Consider the following 15235-nt stretch of genomic DNA (forward strand, 5'->3'; position numbering starts at 1 on the left):
GGAGTCAGAGTACCGCGGGCCGAGTCAGTCGAACTGCGGGTCGCGGGTCCGTGAGCGCTTGAGTTCGAAGAAGCCATCGAACGAGGCCGCCGCGACGATGCCGTCCCAGAGCGTGAGCGCCTGCTCACCCCGCGGGGTCGGTGAGATGACCGGGCCGAAGAACGCGACGTCTCCGATCGCGATAACCGGTGTTCCGACGTCCTGACCGACGCGCCCGATGCCGTCGGCGTGGGAGGCGCGCATCGGCTCGTCGTACTCGTCCGAGTCGGCGTACGCGGCGAGGTCCGCGGGGAGCCCGAGCTCGGCGAGCGACTCGGCGATGACCGCGTCGGCGTCGGAGCGGCCGCCCACATGGATCCGGGTGCCGAGCGCGTCATAGAGCGGCTTCAGGTATTCGCGGCCCTCACGCTCGGCGACGGCGGCGACCAGGCGCGTGTAGCGCAGCGCCCGAGGGAGGAAGGCGCGGTAGAAGTCGTCCACGTCCTTGTCCTCGTTGAGGACGGCGAGGCTCATGATGTGCCACTGCACGTCGAGCTCGCGGGCGGGGGTCACCTCGTCCACGAATCGCGAAGTCATCCAGGCCCACGGGCAGGAGGGATCAAACCAGAAGTGCACAGAGGTCATGGAGACACGGTACGCCGCTCCGAGGAGCCGCAGCCGCCGCTCCCAGGCGGCTCCGGGGATCGCAGCAGCGGGGCTCCCCGGCGGGTCGCCACGGCCCTAGGGTGGATCGGCGGCGTCCGCACCCAGACGCCTGCGGCAGCGCCGAGACGAACGGATGGAGCACCCCCGTGCCAGGAGACAACCTCACCCGCAGCGAGGCGCAGCAGCGCGCCTCCCTGATCCAGGTCCACGATTACGACATCGCTCTGGACCTGACCCGGGGTGCCGAGACCTTCCTCAGCACGACCACGGTGCGCTTCTCCGCCACCGACCATGCGTCCAGCTTCATCGACGCGATTACCCGCACGGTCCACTCCGTCACCCTCAACGGCGTCGAGCTCGATCCGGCCGACGTCGCCGACGGCATGCGCATCCGGCTCGACTCCCTCGCCGCCGACAACGAGCTGACCGTCGTCGCCGACGCGCTCTACACCAATACGGGCGAGGGCCTGCACCGCTTCGTCGACCCTGTCGACGGGGAGGTGTACCTGTACTCGCAGTTCGAGGTCCCCGACTCCCGCCGCGTCTTCGCGGTCTTCGAGCAGCCGGACCTCAAGGCTCTGTTCCGCTTCACCGTCACCGCGCCCGCGCAGTGGCAGGTCGTCTCGAACCAGCCGACGCCCGCGCCCGTCGCGGCGGGCGAGGGGAGGGCAACCTGGAGCTTCGAGCCCACGCCGCGCATCTCCTCCTACATCACAGCCCTCATCGCCGGGCCGTACGTGGTCGAGACCGATTCCCTCGTCTCCTCCGACGGCCGCACGATCCCGCTCGGCGTCTTCGCCCGCGCCTCGCTCGCGCCCTTCCTCGACGCCGACTATGTGTTCGAGAAGACGAAGCAGGGTTTCGCGTTCTACGAGGAGAAGTTCGGCGTCCCCTACCCGTTCGCCAAGTACGACCAGCTGTTCGTGCCCGAGTTCAACGCGGGAGCGATGGAGAACGCGGGAGCGGTGACCTTCACCGAGACCTATGTGTTCCGCTCGAAGGTGACCGACGCGGTCAAGGAACGCCGGGTCGTCACGATCCTGCACGAACTCGCGCACATGTGGTTCGGCGACCTGGTCACGATGAAGTGGTGGAACGACCTCTGGCTGAACGAGTCGTTCGCCGAATACGCCTCCACCCTCGCCACCGCCGAGGCCACCGAATGGACCGAGGCATGGACCACGTTCGCCGCGATGGAGAAGAGCTGGGCCTACCGCCAGGACCAGCTGCCCTCCACGCACCCGATCGTCGCGACGATCAACGACCTGGAGGACGTCCAGGTCAACTTCGACGGCATCACCTACGCCAAAGGTGCCTCGGTGCTGAAGCAGCTCGTTGCATGGGTCGGCGAGAAGGAGTTCCTCGCGGGAGTGCACGAGTACTTCGTGAAGCACGCGTTCTCGAACACCGAGCTGCGAGACCTGCTGGTCGAACTCGAGGCGACCAGCGGGCGCGACCTCACCGAATGGTCGGCGCAGTGGCTCGAGACGGCGGGCGTGAACACGCTCCACCCCGAGATCGCGGTCGACGAGAGCGGAGCGGTCGCGTCGTTCGCGATCTTGCAGAGTGCGGCCGAGGAGTATCCGACGGTCCGCCCGCACCGCCTCGCGATAGGGCTGTACGACTTCGAGGGCGAGCGCCTCGTCCGAGTGGACCGCCTCGAACTCGACGTGGACGGTGAGCGCACCGAGGTGCCCGAGCTGATCGGGCGCACCCGCCCGGCCCTCGTTCTCCTCAACGACGACGACCTCGCCTATGCGAAGATCCGTCTCGATGCGGACTCGCTCGCCGTCGCCATCGAACACCTCGCGGGCATCGAGAGCCCGCTGGCCCGCTCGCTGGTCTGGGGCTCCGCCTGGGACGCGACCCGCGATGCCGAGACCGCCCCGCGCGACTTCGTTCGCCTCGTGCTCGGCAACATCGCCACCGAGACCGAATCCACGACGCTGCGCACGGTCCTCAACCAGCTCGTCACCACGGCCACCCAGTACGTCGCTCCGCAGTACCGGGCCGAGGTCGTCGAGGAGGCGGGCGATCAGCTCTGGACGCTCGCTCAGCGCGCCGAGGCCGGCAGCGACGCGCAGTTCCAGTTCGTCCGGTTCTTCGCGGTGCTCGCGTCCACCCCGGGCCACCTCGAGGCCGTGCAGGCGCTGCTCGACGGCTCCGCAGCGCTGGACGGCCTCGACATCGACACCGATCTCGGCTGGGAGCTGCTGATCGCCCTCGTCGCAGGAGGCCGCGCCGGAGCGGAGGAGATCGACGCGGCACTCGCCTCGGACAACACGGCGACCGGCCAGCAGTCGGCGGCGCACGCCCGCGCCGCTCTGCCGACGGCGAAGGCGAAGCGAGCGGCCTGGGACTCGGTGACAGCCGACGACTCGGCGCCGAACACGATCGTCCGCTCGACCGGCCTCGGCTTTCAGCGGGTCGCCGACCCGCGCCTGCTCGACGCGATGATCCCGGTCTACTTCGACGCCCTCCGCTCGCTCTGGGAGTCTAAGAGCTACAAGATTGCGGAGTACCTCGTCGTCGGCTTCTACCCGGCCGCCACGCCCTCGCAGCAGATCGTCGACGCCACCCGCGCTTGGCTCGATGCGAACCCGGAGATTCCGGCGCTGCGCCGCCTCGTGATCGAGAACCTGGCTGGCGTGGAGCGCGCGCTCCGCGCCCAGGAGCGCGACACCCGGGGCTGATCCCCTGCCGCTCGGTGCCGTGACGCCTCAGCGCTGCGGGACCGAGCGGCGCTGCGGCCCGTCGTACGCCGAGAGCGGTCGGATCAGCGCGTTCGAACCGCGCTGCTCGATCACATGCGCCGTCCAGCCCACCACCCGCGCCGCCACGAACAGAGGCGTGAAGGTCTCGGTGTCGAAGCCCATCAGGCGGTAGGCGGGACCCGACGGGTAGTCCAGGTTGGGCAGGATGCCCGTCCGCTGGGCCATCGCCTCGGCCAGTGCGTCGTAGAGCTCCATCAGCTCGGCGGCGCCCTCGTGCTCGGCGAGGCGGCGGAGCGCGGCGTCCATCGTCGGCACGCGCGAGTCTCCCGACTTGTACACCCTGTGCCCGAACCCCATCACCTTCCGCTTGTGCCCGAGCGCGTCGGCGAGCCACTCCTGCGCCCGCCGCGTCGCCTCGGTGCCGGTGCCGACCTCGTCCAGCATGTGGAGCACCGCCTCGTTCGCACCGCCGTGCAGCGGGCCCTTCAGCGCGCCGACCGCCGCGGTGACGGCGGAGTAGACATCCGAGAGCGTCGACGTCACGACGCGCGCGGTGAAGGTGGACGCATTGAAGGAGTGCTCGGCGTAGAGCACCAGTGAGACGCGGAAGGCATTCACGACTACCGGCTCCGGCACCGCTCCGAACGTCATCCAGAGGAAGTTCTCGGAGTAGCCCAGGTCGTCCCGAGGCTCGACGGGCTCCAGGCCGTGCCTGCGTCGCTGCGAGTAGGCGACGATCGCAGGCAGAGCCGCCCACAGCCGCACGGAGCGCTCGAGCACGGCCCCGGGTGCGTCGCCGTCCGGATCACACTCGAGCGCACCCACGACGCTGACCGCCGTCCGCAGCACGTCCATCGGATGTGCCGAGAGCGGTAGCTGGTCGATCACCGCGCGGACCTCCGCGGCGAGGGCGCGATGGGCACGCTCCACGGCCGCGAGCTGCGCAGCCTGTTCGCGCGTGGGCAGTTCGCCGTGCCAGAGCAGCCAGGCCACATCCTCGAACGAGGTCCCGGCGGCGAGCTCTTGCACCGGATAGCCGCGATAGAGCAGCGCATTCGACTCCGGGTCGACCTTCGACACCGCCGTCGTATCGACGACGACCCCCACGAGTCCCTTGCGGATGTCCTGGTCAGTCGTGCTCATCTCTTCACTCCTTCGCGAGAGGCGGGAGACGGCGCCGGTGAGCGCCGCCCGGTGGTGCTGGTGCGGTGCGATCATGCGCCGAAGTGGTCGGCGAGTGAGAAGTCGAAGACGCCCTCGTCGAAGTGGCTGTAGGAGGCGTAATCCAGCAGCTCGTAGAGTTCTGCGCGCGTCTGCATACTGGGCACCTGCGAACGGAGCGACCCCTCGGCCTTGAGGGTGTCGAGCGCGCGCATCGCCGCACCCATCGCGATCCGCAGCAGCGACACCGGGTGAATCACGATGTTCACGCCGACGTCGGCGAGCTGCTGCGCCGTGAACAGCTCGCTCTTGCCGAACTCCGTCATGTTGGCGAGGATCGGCACGTCGATCGCCGCGCGGACCGCCTCGAACTCGGACAGGTCGCGCATCGCCTCCGGGAAGACCGCGTCGGCCCCGGCGTCGACCAGCCGCTTCGCCCGGTCGATCGCGGCCGGCAGCCCGTCGAGGGCTCGGATGTCGGTGCGCGCCATGATCACCAGCTCGGAGTCACGGCGCGCGTCGACCGCCGCGGCGATCCTGCGCACCGAGGTCGCCTCGTCGACGACGGCCTTACCGTCCAGGTGCCCGCAACGCTTGGGGTTCACCTGGTCCTCGATGTGCAGCCCTGCGACTCCGGCGTCCTCGAGCATCTGCACCGTGCGCGCCACATTCAACGGCTCGCCGAAGCCGGTGTCGGCGTCCACCAGAACCGGGAGGTCGGTCATCCGCGAGATCTGCTGCCCGCGGCCGGCGACCTCGGAGAGGGTGGTCAGCCCGATGTCCGGCAGTCCCAACTCGGCCGAGAGCACGGCGCCCGATACATAGATCCCGTCGAAGCCCTTGGCCTCGATCAGTCGCGCCGAGAGCGGAGTGAAGGCACCGGGCAGCTGAAGCAGCTCGCCCGAGGCGAGGCGCTCGCGGAACAGGCGGCGTTTCTCGGCGGGAGTCCGGGTGGAGTGGAGCATCGGGCGTCCTTCCGAGGGCGGTGTGCGGGCCCGAGCGGACCCGACTCGAATCTATACGGGCGCGGCACCCGTGCACCGGACTCGGAGGGAGGCGTCCCGTAGCCTGGAACGGTCATGCTGCTTTCTCAGACCTCCACCCCGGATCCCGTCGCCGCCACCGTCTCCTTCTTCGAGTCCGACGCCTTCTGGAAGGTGATCGCGGTCCTCGGGATCGTGCTGGGCGCGTTGCTGGTGCGCGTCATCGCGCATTTCGTGATCGGCCGCGTCGTCGACCAGATCGTCTCAGGTGTGAAGCGCCGGCAGCGGGTCGAGGACACGCAATCGATCGCCGCTTCGCCGCTCGCGGCCGTCCGGGTCGTGCAGCGCACGCGCACCCTCGGCTCGATCCTGAACAATCTCAGCTCGATCCTGATCGTCGTCATCGCCCTGGTGATGATCGTGACGACCATTGATAAGGATCTGATCGGCTCCTTCGCTCTGTTGACCGCCGCGCTCGGAGCGGGCCTGGGCTTCGGCGCCCAGAACATCGTGAAGGACGTGCTGAACGGTCTGTTCATGGTCGCGGAGGACCAGCTCGGCGTCGGGGACGTCGTCGACACCGGCCAGGCCACCGGCGTGGTCGAGTCGGTCGGCGTCCGCGTCACCCAGATCCGCGACGTCAACGGCACCCTCTGGTTCGTCCGCAACGGCGAGATCGTCCGGGTGGGCAACATGTCGCAGGGCTGGTCCCGCGTGATCGTCGATCTCGCGGTGCCCTACGAAACGGATCTCGAGCAGGTGCAGTCCACTGTCCTCGCGACCGCGAACGAGCTCGCCGCGAGCAGCCGGTGGCGGGCCCGGATCATCGACAAGCCTGAGCTCTGGGGTCTGGAGTCGATCGCCGACGACGCCCTGGTCATCCGGGTCGTCGTCAAGACGCGCACCACCGCGAAGGACGACGTCGCCCGCGAGCTGCGCCTGCGCCTGAAGAAATCGCTCGACGCGCTCGACGTAAAGCTGCCCTCCCTCGCGACCGTCGTGCTCGAGGGCTTCGAGGGTGCCACCAGCGTCGGAGGCGCCAAGCCGCCGCGGACCACGCCCTCCCCCACGATCAGCACCGAACACGGCAAGCCCGTTCGGCTTCCCCGCGCGCTGCGACGCGGCGGCGCAACGCCTCCGCCGACCGACGAAGGCACTCCCGGAGCGTCGAGGGAGCGCCCGTGAGCGGCCTGCAGATCGGCGGCACGCCTCCACTGCGCAGCTTCTGGGAGCACCTCGGCGGCCGACCGACCTTCGAGCGCCTGGTGCGCCGGTTCTACGAGGGCGTCCGTGAGGACGAGGTGCTCTGGCCGATGTACCCCGAGCACGACCTCGAGGGCGCGATCCAGCGCCTCACCGGTTTCCTCGAGCAGTACTGGGGCGGGCCGGGCACCTACAGCGAGCAGCGGGGCCACCCGAGGCTCCGGATGCGGCACCAACCGTTCCGGATCAACCCCGAAGCCCGTGACCACTGGCTCCAGCACATGCGCACCGCGGTCGACGCCCTCGCGCTCGCACCGGCCGACGACGCCCTGCTCTGGGACTACCTCGAACGCGCCGCGCACGCGATGGTGAACACTTTCGAGGAGTAAGTCGGCTTCGAGGAGGAGTCGGCGGCTCAGCCCGGAGTGCGGACGAGGACGTGACCACGCCGGGACGTGAACCGACGCCAGGCGCCGCTCTCCAGCAGAGCCACCGGATCGTCGGCGCCGAGGAACCCGAGCGCGAAGAGCGCGAACGCCGCACCGGCGGGGACGCCCGGGAGGCCGTCGAGCGCACGCCCCCACACCGCGGAACGAACGCGGCCGACGATCTGCTCGCCAGTCTCCGAGCCGACGGCCGCCGCGATCTCGTCGATCCCCTCCCGTGCCACGCGCTCCAGGAAACCGGGGTCGATGGGCTCGCGTCGGGTCCAGCCGCCGCGGGGCGGGGAGACGCCCGCCCAGGGGCCTGCCGTCGCGTCGTCGCCGTCGGGCAGCACGACCGGCTTGCCGTCCGCTCCGCCCGGTTCCCACTGCAGGCGGGCGAGTCGGTCCGACAGCGCCCGGATCGGCACGATCCGGTCGAATTCGGCGGGCTCGTCAAGCGCGAAGACCCGCAGGCCCAGCACGGTGGCCGAGCGGTCGAGCAGCCCGCGAGGCTGAAGGATCGGCGTGTAGGCGGCCAGCACATGATCGTCGGCGAGCAGCCGGACCGCACCGTCCTCGACCCGCGCCGAGCGGCCTAAGAAGACGCGCAGATCCGACAGGCTCGGCGGATCCGCCAGGGAGAAGGACGAACTCATCGCGTCGATAAACTTACCCGAGGTGGCCCGCCGCCCGACACACCCCGGAGGTACCGTGCCCGACCCCCTTTCCTCGTTCCTCACCGCGCTCAATCTGGTCGATACGGGCGCCCGCACCAGTGAGGACATCTCGACGGGCCCGTCGCAGTGGATGCCCGAGGGGCGAGTGTTCGGTGGCCAGGTCCTCGCCCAGTCGCTGATCGCGGCAGGCCGCACCGTCGAAGAGCGCTCGGTGCACTCGATGCACGGTTACTTCCTCCGCCCGGGCGACGTCACCCTCCCGATCACGTTCTCGGTCGACCGGATCCACGACGGCCGCTCTTTCTGCACACGCCGAACGCAGGCGTACCAGAACGGACGGCCGATCCTCTCGATGATCGCGTCGTTCCAGTCCGAGGACGAGGGTCTGGACCACCAGGAGCCAATGCCGGAGGGTATCCCCGATCCGGAGTCGCTGCCGAGCACCGCGGAGACCCTCGCGGGGGTCAACCACCCGGTCGGCAGCTTCTGGGCCACCCAGCGCCCCTTCGACGTGCGGCACGTCGAGCAGCCCGTCTACCTCCGGGCCGACCCCGAGCGGGTGGCGCACCAGAGCGTGTGGATGCGCTCGCTCGGCCCGCTGCCGGACGACGCGATGCTGCACCGCGCGGCCCTCGCCTACGCGAGCGACTACACCATCCTCGAGTCCACGCTCCGCCGACATGGCGCGGCCTGGAGCACCCCGGGCCTGCGCATTGCGAGCCTCGACCATGCGATGTGGTGGCATCGCCCCGCGCGGGTAGACCAGTGGCTCCTCTACGTGCAGGAGGCGCCGAGCGCGTCCGGCGGGCGCGGCCTCTCGCTCGGGCGGATCTACACCCGCGACGGTCTGCTGGTGGCCAGCGTCGCCCAGGAGGGCATGGTCCGCGTTCCGTCGGCGTAGGCGCGGCGCTCGTGCTCCGGCTCGCGGGAACACGTCCGGCTCGCGAGACGTCCCGCATCGGGCGAGCCGAACCGCATCTCGCGACCCGGAGCCGCCCTCCACGTTCGGATCGACCGTCAAGGCGCGCGGGATCAGCTCCGCTTCCAGAACGTGACCGGCTCCTGGACGTAGGGGCCCCACGCCTCGCGCAGCTCCTCCGGGATGCGCTCGGGCCGTCCCGTCCGGGCGGTCACCAGCACAATCGTGGTGGCGGCCTTCGTGAAGAGCACCCGCGGGACGACGCCGGCGGGCGAGTACAGCTCATAGCAGACCTCGAGGCTGGCCCCGCCGATCCGCCCAATCCACAGCTCCACGTCGATCGGCGCACGCATGTACGGGATCGGTGCAAGGTACTCGATCTCCTGCCGCGCGATCAGGCTGATCGACGAGGCACCGGGGCGCGCGTCGAGGACCGCCGTCGCCATTCCACCGGCCTGCGGTGAGTCCGGCTTCCAGAACGCCTGGATGCGCGCCTCCTCGAGCAGGCGCAGCATCTCGGCGTTGTTGACGTGCGCGTAGGCGTCGAAGTCCGACCAGCGCAGCGGAATGGCGACGTGCAGACGCATCAGTCGCGGGTGAGCTTGCGGTGGGCAGAACGGTGCGGCTTCGCCGCGTCCGGCCCCAGGCGCTCGATTTTGTTCTCCTCGTACGCGTCGAAGTTGCCCTCGAACCAGTACCAGTTGGCCGGGTCCTCCTCGGTGCCCTCGTAGGCGAGGATGTGGGTAGCGATCCGATCGAGGAACCACCGGTCGTGGGTGATCACCACGGCACAGCCCGGGAACTCGAGGAGCGCGTTCTCGAGGCTGCCGAGGGTCTCGACGTCGAGGTCGTTGGTCGGCTCGTCGAGCAGGAGCAGGTTGCCGCCCTGCTTGAGCGTCAGCGCCAAGTTGAGGCGGTTGCGCTCGCCGCCGGAGAGGACTCCAGCCTTCTTCTGCTGGTCAGGACCCTTGAAGCCGAACTGCGAGACGTAGGCGCGCGACGGGATTTCGGTCCTGCCGACCGTGATGTAGTCGTGGCCGTCAGAGACCACCTCCCACAGGTTCTTCTGCGGGTCGATACCGCCGCGGCTCTGGTCGACGTAGGAGATGTCGACGGTCTCGCCGATCTTCAGATCGCCCGAGTCGAGCGGCTCGAAGCCGACGATCGTCTTGAACAGCGTCGTCTTGCCGACGCCGTTCGGGCCGATGACGCCGACGATGCCGTTGCGGGGCAGGGTGAAGCTGAGGTCGTCGATCAGGACGCGCTCGCCGAACTGCTTGTGCAGCTTCTTCGCGTCGATCACCTGAGCGCCCAAACGCGGGCCGACCGGGATGACGATCTCCTCGAAGTCGAGCACGCGCGTCTTCTCGGCCTCCGCCGCCATCTCCTCGTAGCGCGCCAGGCGCGCCTTCGACTTGGCCTGACGGCCCTTGGCGTTGCTGCGCACCCAGTCCAGCTCGGTGCTGAGGCGCTTGGCGAGCTTGGCGTCCTTCTTGCCCTGGACCTCCAAGCGTGCGCTCTTCTTCTCGAGGTAGGTCGAGTAGTTGCCCTCATAGGGGTACAAGTGGCCGCGGTCGACCTCGGCGATCCACTCCGCGACGTTGTCGAGGAAGTACCGGTCGTGGGTGACGGCGAGAACGGCGCCGGGGTACTTCGAGAGGAACTGCTCCAGCCAGAGCACGCTCTCGGCGTCGAGGTGGTTGGTGGGCTCGTCGAGCAGCAGCAGGTCCGGCTTCTGCAGCAGCAGCTTGGTCAGCGCCACGCGGCGCTTCTCACCTCCTGAGAGAGTGGTGACCGGGGAGTCGCCCGGCGGGGTGCGCAGCGCGTCCATCGCCTGCTCCAGCTGCGAGTCGAGGTCCCAGGCGTCGGCGGCGTCGATGGCCTCCTGCAGGGTACCCATCTCGGCCAGGAGGCTGTCGAAGTCTGCGTCCGGGTCGGCCATCGCAAGCGAGATCTCGTTAAACCGGTCGATCTTGCCCTTGATCTCGCCGACACCCTCCTGGACGTTCTCGAGCACCGTCTTGCTCTCATCGAGCTCCGGCTCCTGCATCAAAATGCCGACGGAGTAGCCCGGGCTCAGCCGCGCCTCGCCATTGCTGGGTGTGTCCAAGCCCGCCATGATCTTCAGGATCGTCGACTTACCGGCGCCGTTGGGCCCGACCACGCCGATCTTCGCGCCGGGCAGGAACGACATGGTCACGTCGTCCAGGATCAGCTTGTCGCCGACCGCCTTTCTCGCGCGCACCATCGAGTAAATGTATTCAGCCACACCAAGTCCTCACGTCCGTAGGTCTGCGCGGAGTCGCGTCGCCCGCTCGTCCCCTGCTCCGCGCGGAGGTGCTGCCGGAGGCTCGGACCGGGGCGAAACGCCGGGCCTTGACCCGACACGGTGCGCGGGCCGCGGGACCGCCCGCACCAGTCGAGGATAACGGGAAGTCGCGCCCCCGCGTCGGCAGGAGTGCAGCAACGCAGACCGCCCTCCCCGCCGGCGGACGGGTGGGGAGGGCGGAGGGCGTCAGCAGGCCCGGATCAGCCGCAGGGCGTCAGCGTCGCCACCGATTCGGACAGCGTCTTGGTGCTGCCGAGCAGGACGACCTGGGTCGCTCCAGAGGCGGAGATATCGGCCAGGACGGCTGCGGGCACGCAGGTGGGCTGGACCGCGAACAGCGGGCTGCCGGTGAAGCCGGCAGCCGTGGCTCCCGCGAGGGCGTCGGGGAAGTTCTCGCCGGTGGCGAGGTAGACGGTCTTCACCGAGCCGAAGGCCGCCTTGTTCAGCTTCTCCGACGTGTCGTAGCGGTCGGTTCCGCCGATGCGGGTGATCTCTGGTCCCTGGATCGAGAGCTCGATGCCGGAGCTGACAGAAAGCGGGGAGCCCGCGATGGTGAGCGTCTTCACCCCGAGTCCGCTGATGAGTCCGCGAGTGAGGGCGTCCGCCGTGGCCACCGTCCCGTTGGTCAGGATGACGGGAGCGTCGACCGCGCCGGCTGCCGCGCTGGCACTGAGGGCGTCGGGAAATTTCTCCCCCGTCGCCAGCCAGGCCGTGGCCGAGCCGCCGGAGAAGGCGTACTGGATGATCCGCTGGGAGGTGTCATACCGATCGACTCCGCCGAGGCGACGGATCTCGCCGTTCTTCGCGTAGGCAGTGAGGTCTCGGTAGACCTGGCCGCCGACACTCAGCTCGGACCCGACGACGATGATCTTCGCGGGCTTCAGGCGGGTCAGCTCGTCGCGGACAACCTGGCTCATCGAGTCGCGATCCACCAGGAGCAGCGGACCGCCCTGCTTGGCCGCGGCCGGTCCGGCGCTGAGCGCGTCGGGGAAGTTCGAGCCGGTGGCGACGTAGACGACGGGCACGTTCACGCCGAAGGTGCGCTTGGATACCTCGACCGCGGTGGCCTGGCGGTCGACACCGGCGATCCGCGAGACCGTCGGCGATCCTCCGCCGGGCGGAGTCGTCGCTGTGGCGGTCGGGGTGGGCGTGACCGGCGGCGTGGTCGTGCCGCCACCCGTCACGCGGATCGCCGCGTCCATGTTCACGGTCGCTCCGTCCGGCTGCGCGCGGCCTCGGCTGGTGCCGGAGACCTGAACGAGACTGCTCGCGGCATTCCGGGAAGCGGCATAGGCCCCAGCGGGAACGGTCACGGAGACGGCGGACTGGTCGCTGTCGACGCTGATCTGCGCGCCGAGGCGGTCGGAGCGGCTCGGTCCGACGTTCGCGGTGAGGCCCTCGAGGTCGAAGAAGCCCGCTCGGTTGGATTCGAGGACGATCACGTCGTTGTCCACGACGTTCTGCGCGCTCGAGTTCGCGCCCCAAAAGGAGCCTCCGCGGGCAAGGCTCGCGGCGTCGGCGGACAGGTCGACCCGGCCCAATCCCGCGCCGGCGTTCCCGTCGACGGTGAGGGTTGCGGTGGTGACGAGCTCGTATCCGATGTCGAACGCCTGGCCGTAGGGCTTCGCGGAGGCGCTCATCGGCTCCTTCTGCGCGGTCAGCTGCAGAGGGATCGACGAGCCACCGAGAGAGGACAGGCTCTGCTTCAGCGGGATGCGGAAAGTCCGGCTTCCGGAGGTGAGCTCACTCTGGCCCCGCAGGGTGCCGACCGTCCAGTTCACCGTGGTGAAGTCGGGATACGGCGACGTCGGTCGCGCCGACCTCGAGAGGGTGACCTCGAGTTCGGTGGCGTCCGCGGCGACCGGCGCGACCTGGGCCGCGCTGTAGTCCTCTGTGACCGACCAGGTGTACGGAGCCGTCGACAATCCGATGCGACGGGTCTCGGCCGACGCTGCGCCGGCCCCGCTCGTTACGCCGAGGACGACGGCGGTGGCGCCGACGACGGCGACCGCGGCACGCAGCCACTTCCCCCGTGTCTTTGCGTGCGTTCGGGCTGTGGTCATGGCGAGTTCCCCCTCGTCGTGGTCCTCGTGCCGAACACTGCCGTCAGCACGTCCGTCCCTGGGGTCCCCAGATGGGGCACAGATCGGTCAGGGCAGCCTAACCGGCACGTTGGGGCCGCGGGCAGGGTCACTGTCCGCCCGGGTCGATGCAGTCCCGCAGCCTCGAGGCCAAAAGGGATCCATCGTCGACGGATCCGCTGTGGTCGGTGGCCCGACGCTGCACAGACAGGCCGTCCGCGCCGTCTGCGCCACGGCGCGGCATCACACCGATCGAACGTCTCTTCCCACACCCGCGCCCCACTCGGGGTGCGTGCGCCTCAGCCCTCGAGAGGGACCGTACGGCCGACGAGGCAGGCACCGGTCGCGATCGGCGCCGCGATCACGGCCCGCACACCGCCGCTCTTCGGACCGTACTGGCCGACGAGGCAGGACTCGCCGAGCTTGACCGAGACCTGCACCGAGTCCGCGTCGAGTCCGACCGAGGTCTCGTCGGCTGTCATCTGCAGCGACTCGCGAGGAAATCCGGCCGCAATGAGCGCCTGGACCACCCTCGAACCACCCACCCCGGGGTCGGGCTCGGCGGCCGACCGCAACGTCTGCTCGAAGGCCGGGAGGTTCTGCTCGGTCGTCCCGCCGGGGACATAGGCGGCGGGCGCGGCCGATTCGGGCACCGCCTCCTGCGATGCGGCGGTCGAGGTGTCGGGCTGGGGTGCCTCGGGTGCCGTGCAGCCGCCGAGGCAGGCGGTGAGTGCGCTTAGCGCGAGCGCGATCCTGGCCGCTCGATTGAGTCTCACGCCTGGCTCCTCCCGACCGCAGCGACTCTCGCTCCGGGCCCCGGATCAGAACGGGGTGTCCCCGGATCCTACCGAGAGCAACGGAGCGTCCCCGTCGAGCCCGACCGCCGCCCGCGAGCCATCCGCAGCACGGACAGCTCCGGATCCGTCGGGCGCGGCTCCCCAGTCCTTCGGCGCGAGCCCCTCCCCGGGCGCTTGCTCGCTCCAGGCCGGCTCACTCGCCGGCGCGGCAGGCGCAGCCGCACGCACCAGAGTCTTCGTGTAGCGGGTCGTGCCCCAGGCGAGATCATGCCCGATGCCCTCGGCCGTGATGATCACATCGGTTCCGGTCTTCCCACCCGCCTCCCACACCTTCACGCCGAGACGGCCGGTCACGAGGACGCGGTCGCCCCGGGCCAGGGAGGACAGGGCGTTGCCGGCGAGGCCGTTGAAAGCGGTGACGGTGTACCAGTTGGTGGAGACGTCGATCCAGCGCTGCTCGGCCCGGTCGTAGCGCCGCTGTGCCGTTGCCAGGCGGAAGCTGGTCATTGCGGTGCCGCTGGCGGTGTCGATGCTCCGGGGGTCGGTGCCGATGGTCCCGATGACGGTCAGCGTGTCGGTCATGGTCGTGTCCTTTCTTCTCCTCCCCCGCCGCTTCTGCGGCGGAGACGGCGCCCGGCGGAGGGGCTGGTACCGCTCGGGCGCCGCAGGGACAGTGTCTCGACGAAGGGCCCACCTCCGAGGCGGAGGTGGGCCCTTCTGGGGAGAGATCGACGAAGCCGTTCCCTGTGGAGGAGAGTTACGACGCAGAGATGTAGGACGAATACGACGAACGGATCTTGTTCACCTTGGGCAACGCAACCGCGAGGCAGTAGCCCTGCCCCGGGTTCTTCGCGAAGAAATCCTGGTGGTAGTCCTCGGCCGGGTAGTACACGCCAAGGGGAGAGATCTCGGTGACGATCGGCCCCTCCCACCACTCGGATGCCCGGTCACGGGCCGATTCGAACAATCCCTTCTCCTCGTCCGAGGAGTAGAACATCGCGGAGCGGTACTGCGTACCGACGTCGTTGCCCTGGCGATTCAGTTGGCGCGGGTCATGCAGGGTGAAGAAGACGTCGAGGATCACCTGCTCGGGGATCACCTCCGGATCGAAGGTGACGGCGACCGCCTCGGCGTGCCCAGTGCGACCGGAGCAGACGTCCTCGTAGTCGGGTTCGATCGTTCGGCCGCCGGTGTAGCCGGAGACGACGTCGGTCACGCCATCGAGGACGCGGTAAACGGCGTCCAAACACCAGAAGCATCCTCCGGCGAGTACGAATGTGCGCATTGCGTGTGACTCACTT

General features: G+C 69.4%; 14 protein-coding genes. 4 read left to right on the forward strand and 10 right to left on the reverse strand.

Going from position 1 to position 15235, the window contains the following annotated elements; all coding sequences use genetic code 11:
• Positions 1-24: 24 nt before the first annotated feature.
• Positions 25-624: a mycothiol-dependent nitroreductase Rv2466c family protein gene (locus C1O28_RS06500; protein WP_097165872.1), complete on the reverse strand. Its 600-nt coding sequence runs from the start codon at positions 622-624 to the stop codon at positions 25-27.
• Positions 625-791: 167 nt separating this feature from the next.
• On the opposite strand from C1O28_RS06500, the gene pepN reads away from it, so the two are divergent.
• Positions 792-3338 (forward strand): aminopeptidase N, encoded by a 2547-nt coding sequence (gene pepN / locus C1O28_RS06505; protein ID WP_097165871.1) that lies wholly within the window; start codon positions 792-794, stop codon positions 3336-3338.
• A gap of 27 nt (positions 3339-3365) precedes the next feature.
• Here the strand turns inward: pepN and C1O28_RS06510 are convergent, their stop codons facing one another.
• Together C1O28_RS06510 and prpB are read right to left on the reverse strand one after the other, a co-directional pair.
• The gene (locus C1O28_RS06510; RefSeq protein WP_097165870.1) at positions 3366-4502 is read right to left on the reverse strand and encodes a bifunctional 2-methylcitrate synthase/citrate synthase; all 1137 of its coding nucleotides are present in this window, start codon (positions 4500-4502) and stop codon (positions 3366-3368) included.
• Positions 4503-4573: 71 nt separating this feature from the next.
• The gene (prpB, locus tag C1O28_RS06515; RefSeq protein WP_097165869.1) at positions 4574-5485 is read right to left on the reverse strand and encodes a methylisocitrate lyase; all 912 of its coding nucleotides are present in this window, start codon (positions 5483-5485) and stop codon (positions 4574-4576) included.
• Between the two features lie 114 nt (positions 5486-5599).
• On the opposite strand from prpB, the gene C1O28_RS06520 reads away from it, so the two are divergent.
• A complete protein-coding gene (locus C1O28_RS06520) occupies positions 5600-6688 on the forward strand; it encodes a mechanosensitive ion channel family protein (RefSeq protein ID WP_097165868.1) in 1089 nt (362 codons plus the stop codon).
• Positions 6685-7095 (forward strand): globin, encoded by a 411-nt coding sequence (locus C1O28_RS06525; protein WP_419866644.1) that lies wholly within the window; start codon positions 6685-6687, stop codon positions 7093-7095. The genes C1O28_RS06520 and C1O28_RS06525 overlap by 4 nt, the downstream gene beginning before the upstream one ends.
• Before the next feature lie 26 nt (positions 7096-7121).
• Here C1O28_RS06525 and C1O28_RS06530 read toward each other — a convergent pair whose 3' ends face one another.
• Positions 7122-7787, reverse strand: coding sequence for a DUF8185 domain-containing protein (locus C1O28_RS06530; RefSeq protein WP_097165867.1), 666 nt, complete (start codon positions 7785-7787; stop codon positions 7122-7124).
• Between the two features lie 55 nt (positions 7788-7842).
• Here C1O28_RS06530 and C1O28_RS06535 point away from each other — a divergent pair, with 55 nt between their 5' ends.
• Positions 7843-8709: an acyl-CoA thioesterase gene (locus C1O28_RS06535; RefSeq protein WP_097165866.1), complete on the forward strand. Its 867-nt coding sequence runs from the start codon at positions 7843-7845 to the stop codon at positions 8707-8709.
• 131 nt (positions 8710-8840) lie between these two features.
• Here C1O28_RS06535 and C1O28_RS06540 read toward each other — a convergent pair whose 3' ends face one another.
• The 6 genes from C1O28_RS06540 to msrA all read right to left on the reverse strand — a co-directional run bounded on the left by C1O28_RS06540 (position 8841) and on the right by msrA (position 15219).
• Entirely contained in the window at positions 8841-9314 is a 474-nt protein-coding gene (locus tag C1O28_RS06540; protein ID WP_097165865.1) for an acyl-CoA thioesterase, read from the reverse strand.
• Positions 9314-10996 (reverse strand): energy-dependent translational throttle protein EttA, encoded by a 1683-nt coding sequence (ettA, locus tag C1O28_RS06545; protein WP_097165864.1) that lies wholly within the window; start codon positions 10994-10996, stop codon positions 9314-9316. Before ettA ends, C1O28_RS06540 begins: the two co-directional genes overlap by 1 nt.
• 260 nt (positions 10997-11256) lie before the next feature.
• Positions 11257-13119 carry a cell wall-binding repeat-containing protein gene (locus C1O28_RS06550; protein WP_097165863.1) on the reverse strand — a complete coding sequence of 621 codons (1863 nt, stop codon included), beginning with the start codon at positions 13117-13119 and terminating at the stop codon, positions 11257-11259.
• A gap of 317 nt (positions 13120-13436) precedes the next feature.
• Entirely contained in the window at positions 13437-13913 is a 477-nt protein-coding gene (locus tag C1O28_RS06555; RefSeq protein WP_097165862.1) for a DUF6993 domain-containing protein, read from the reverse strand.
• Positions 13914-13958: 45 nt separating this feature from the next.
• A complete protein-coding gene (locus C1O28_RS06560) occupies positions 13959-14516 on the reverse strand; it encodes a single-stranded DNA-binding protein (protein WP_097165861.1) in 558 nt (185 codons plus the stop codon).
• A 175-nt stretch (positions 14517-14691) separates the two neighbouring features.
• The gene (msrA, locus tag C1O28_RS06565; RefSeq protein WP_097165860.1) at positions 14692-15219 is read right to left on the reverse strand and encodes a peptide-methionine (S)-S-oxide reductase MsrA; all 528 of its coding nucleotides are present in this window, start codon (positions 15217-15219) and stop codon (positions 14692-14694) included.
• Positions 15220-15235 lie beyond the last annotated feature (16 nt).

The sequence above is a fragment of the Rathayibacter rathayi genome (genome assembly GCF_004011095.1).
Taxonomy (GTDB): domain Bacteria; phylum Actinomycetota; class Actinomycetes; order Actinomycetales; family Microbacteriaceae; genus Rathayibacter; species Rathayibacter rathayi.

Excerpts from the sequence above, each read along its gene's own strand:
- C1O28_RS06500 (WP_097165872.1), bottom strand. The coding sequence starts at position 624 with ATGACCTCTGTGCACTTCTGGTTTGATCCCTCCTGCCCGTGGGCCTGG.
- C1O28_RS06510 (WP_097165870.1), bottom strand. The coding sequence starts at position 4,502 with ATGAGCACGACTGACCAGGACATCCGCAAGGGACTCGTGGGGGTCGTC.
- prpB (WP_097165869.1), bottom strand. The coding sequence starts at position 5,485 with ATGCTCCACTCCACCCGGACTCCCGCCGAGAAACGCCGCCTGTTCCGC.
- C1O28_RS06520 (WP_097165868.1), top strand. The coding sequence starts at position 5,600 with ATGCTGCTTTCTCAGACCTCCACCCCGGATCCCGTCGCCGCCACCGTC.
- C1O28_RS06530 (WP_097165867.1), bottom strand. The coding sequence starts at position 7,787 with ATGAGTTCGTCCTTCTCCCTGGCGGATCCGCCGAGCCTGTCGGATCTG.
- C1O28_RS06540 (WP_097165865.1), bottom strand. The coding sequence starts at position 9,314 with ATGCGTCTGCACGTCGCCATTCCGCTGCGCTGGTCGGACTTCGACGCC.
- C1O28_RS06550 (WP_097165863.1), bottom strand. The coding sequence starts at position 13,119 with ATGACCACAGCCCGAACGCACGCAAAGACACGGGGGAAGTGGCTGCGT.
- C1O28_RS06560 (WP_097165861.1), bottom strand. The coding sequence starts at position 14,516 with ATGACCGACACGCTGACCGTCATCGGGACCATCGGCACCGACCCCCGG.
- msrA (WP_097165860.1), bottom strand. The coding sequence starts at position 15,219 with ATGCGCACATTCGTACTCGCCGGAGGATGCTTCTGGTGTTTGGACGCC.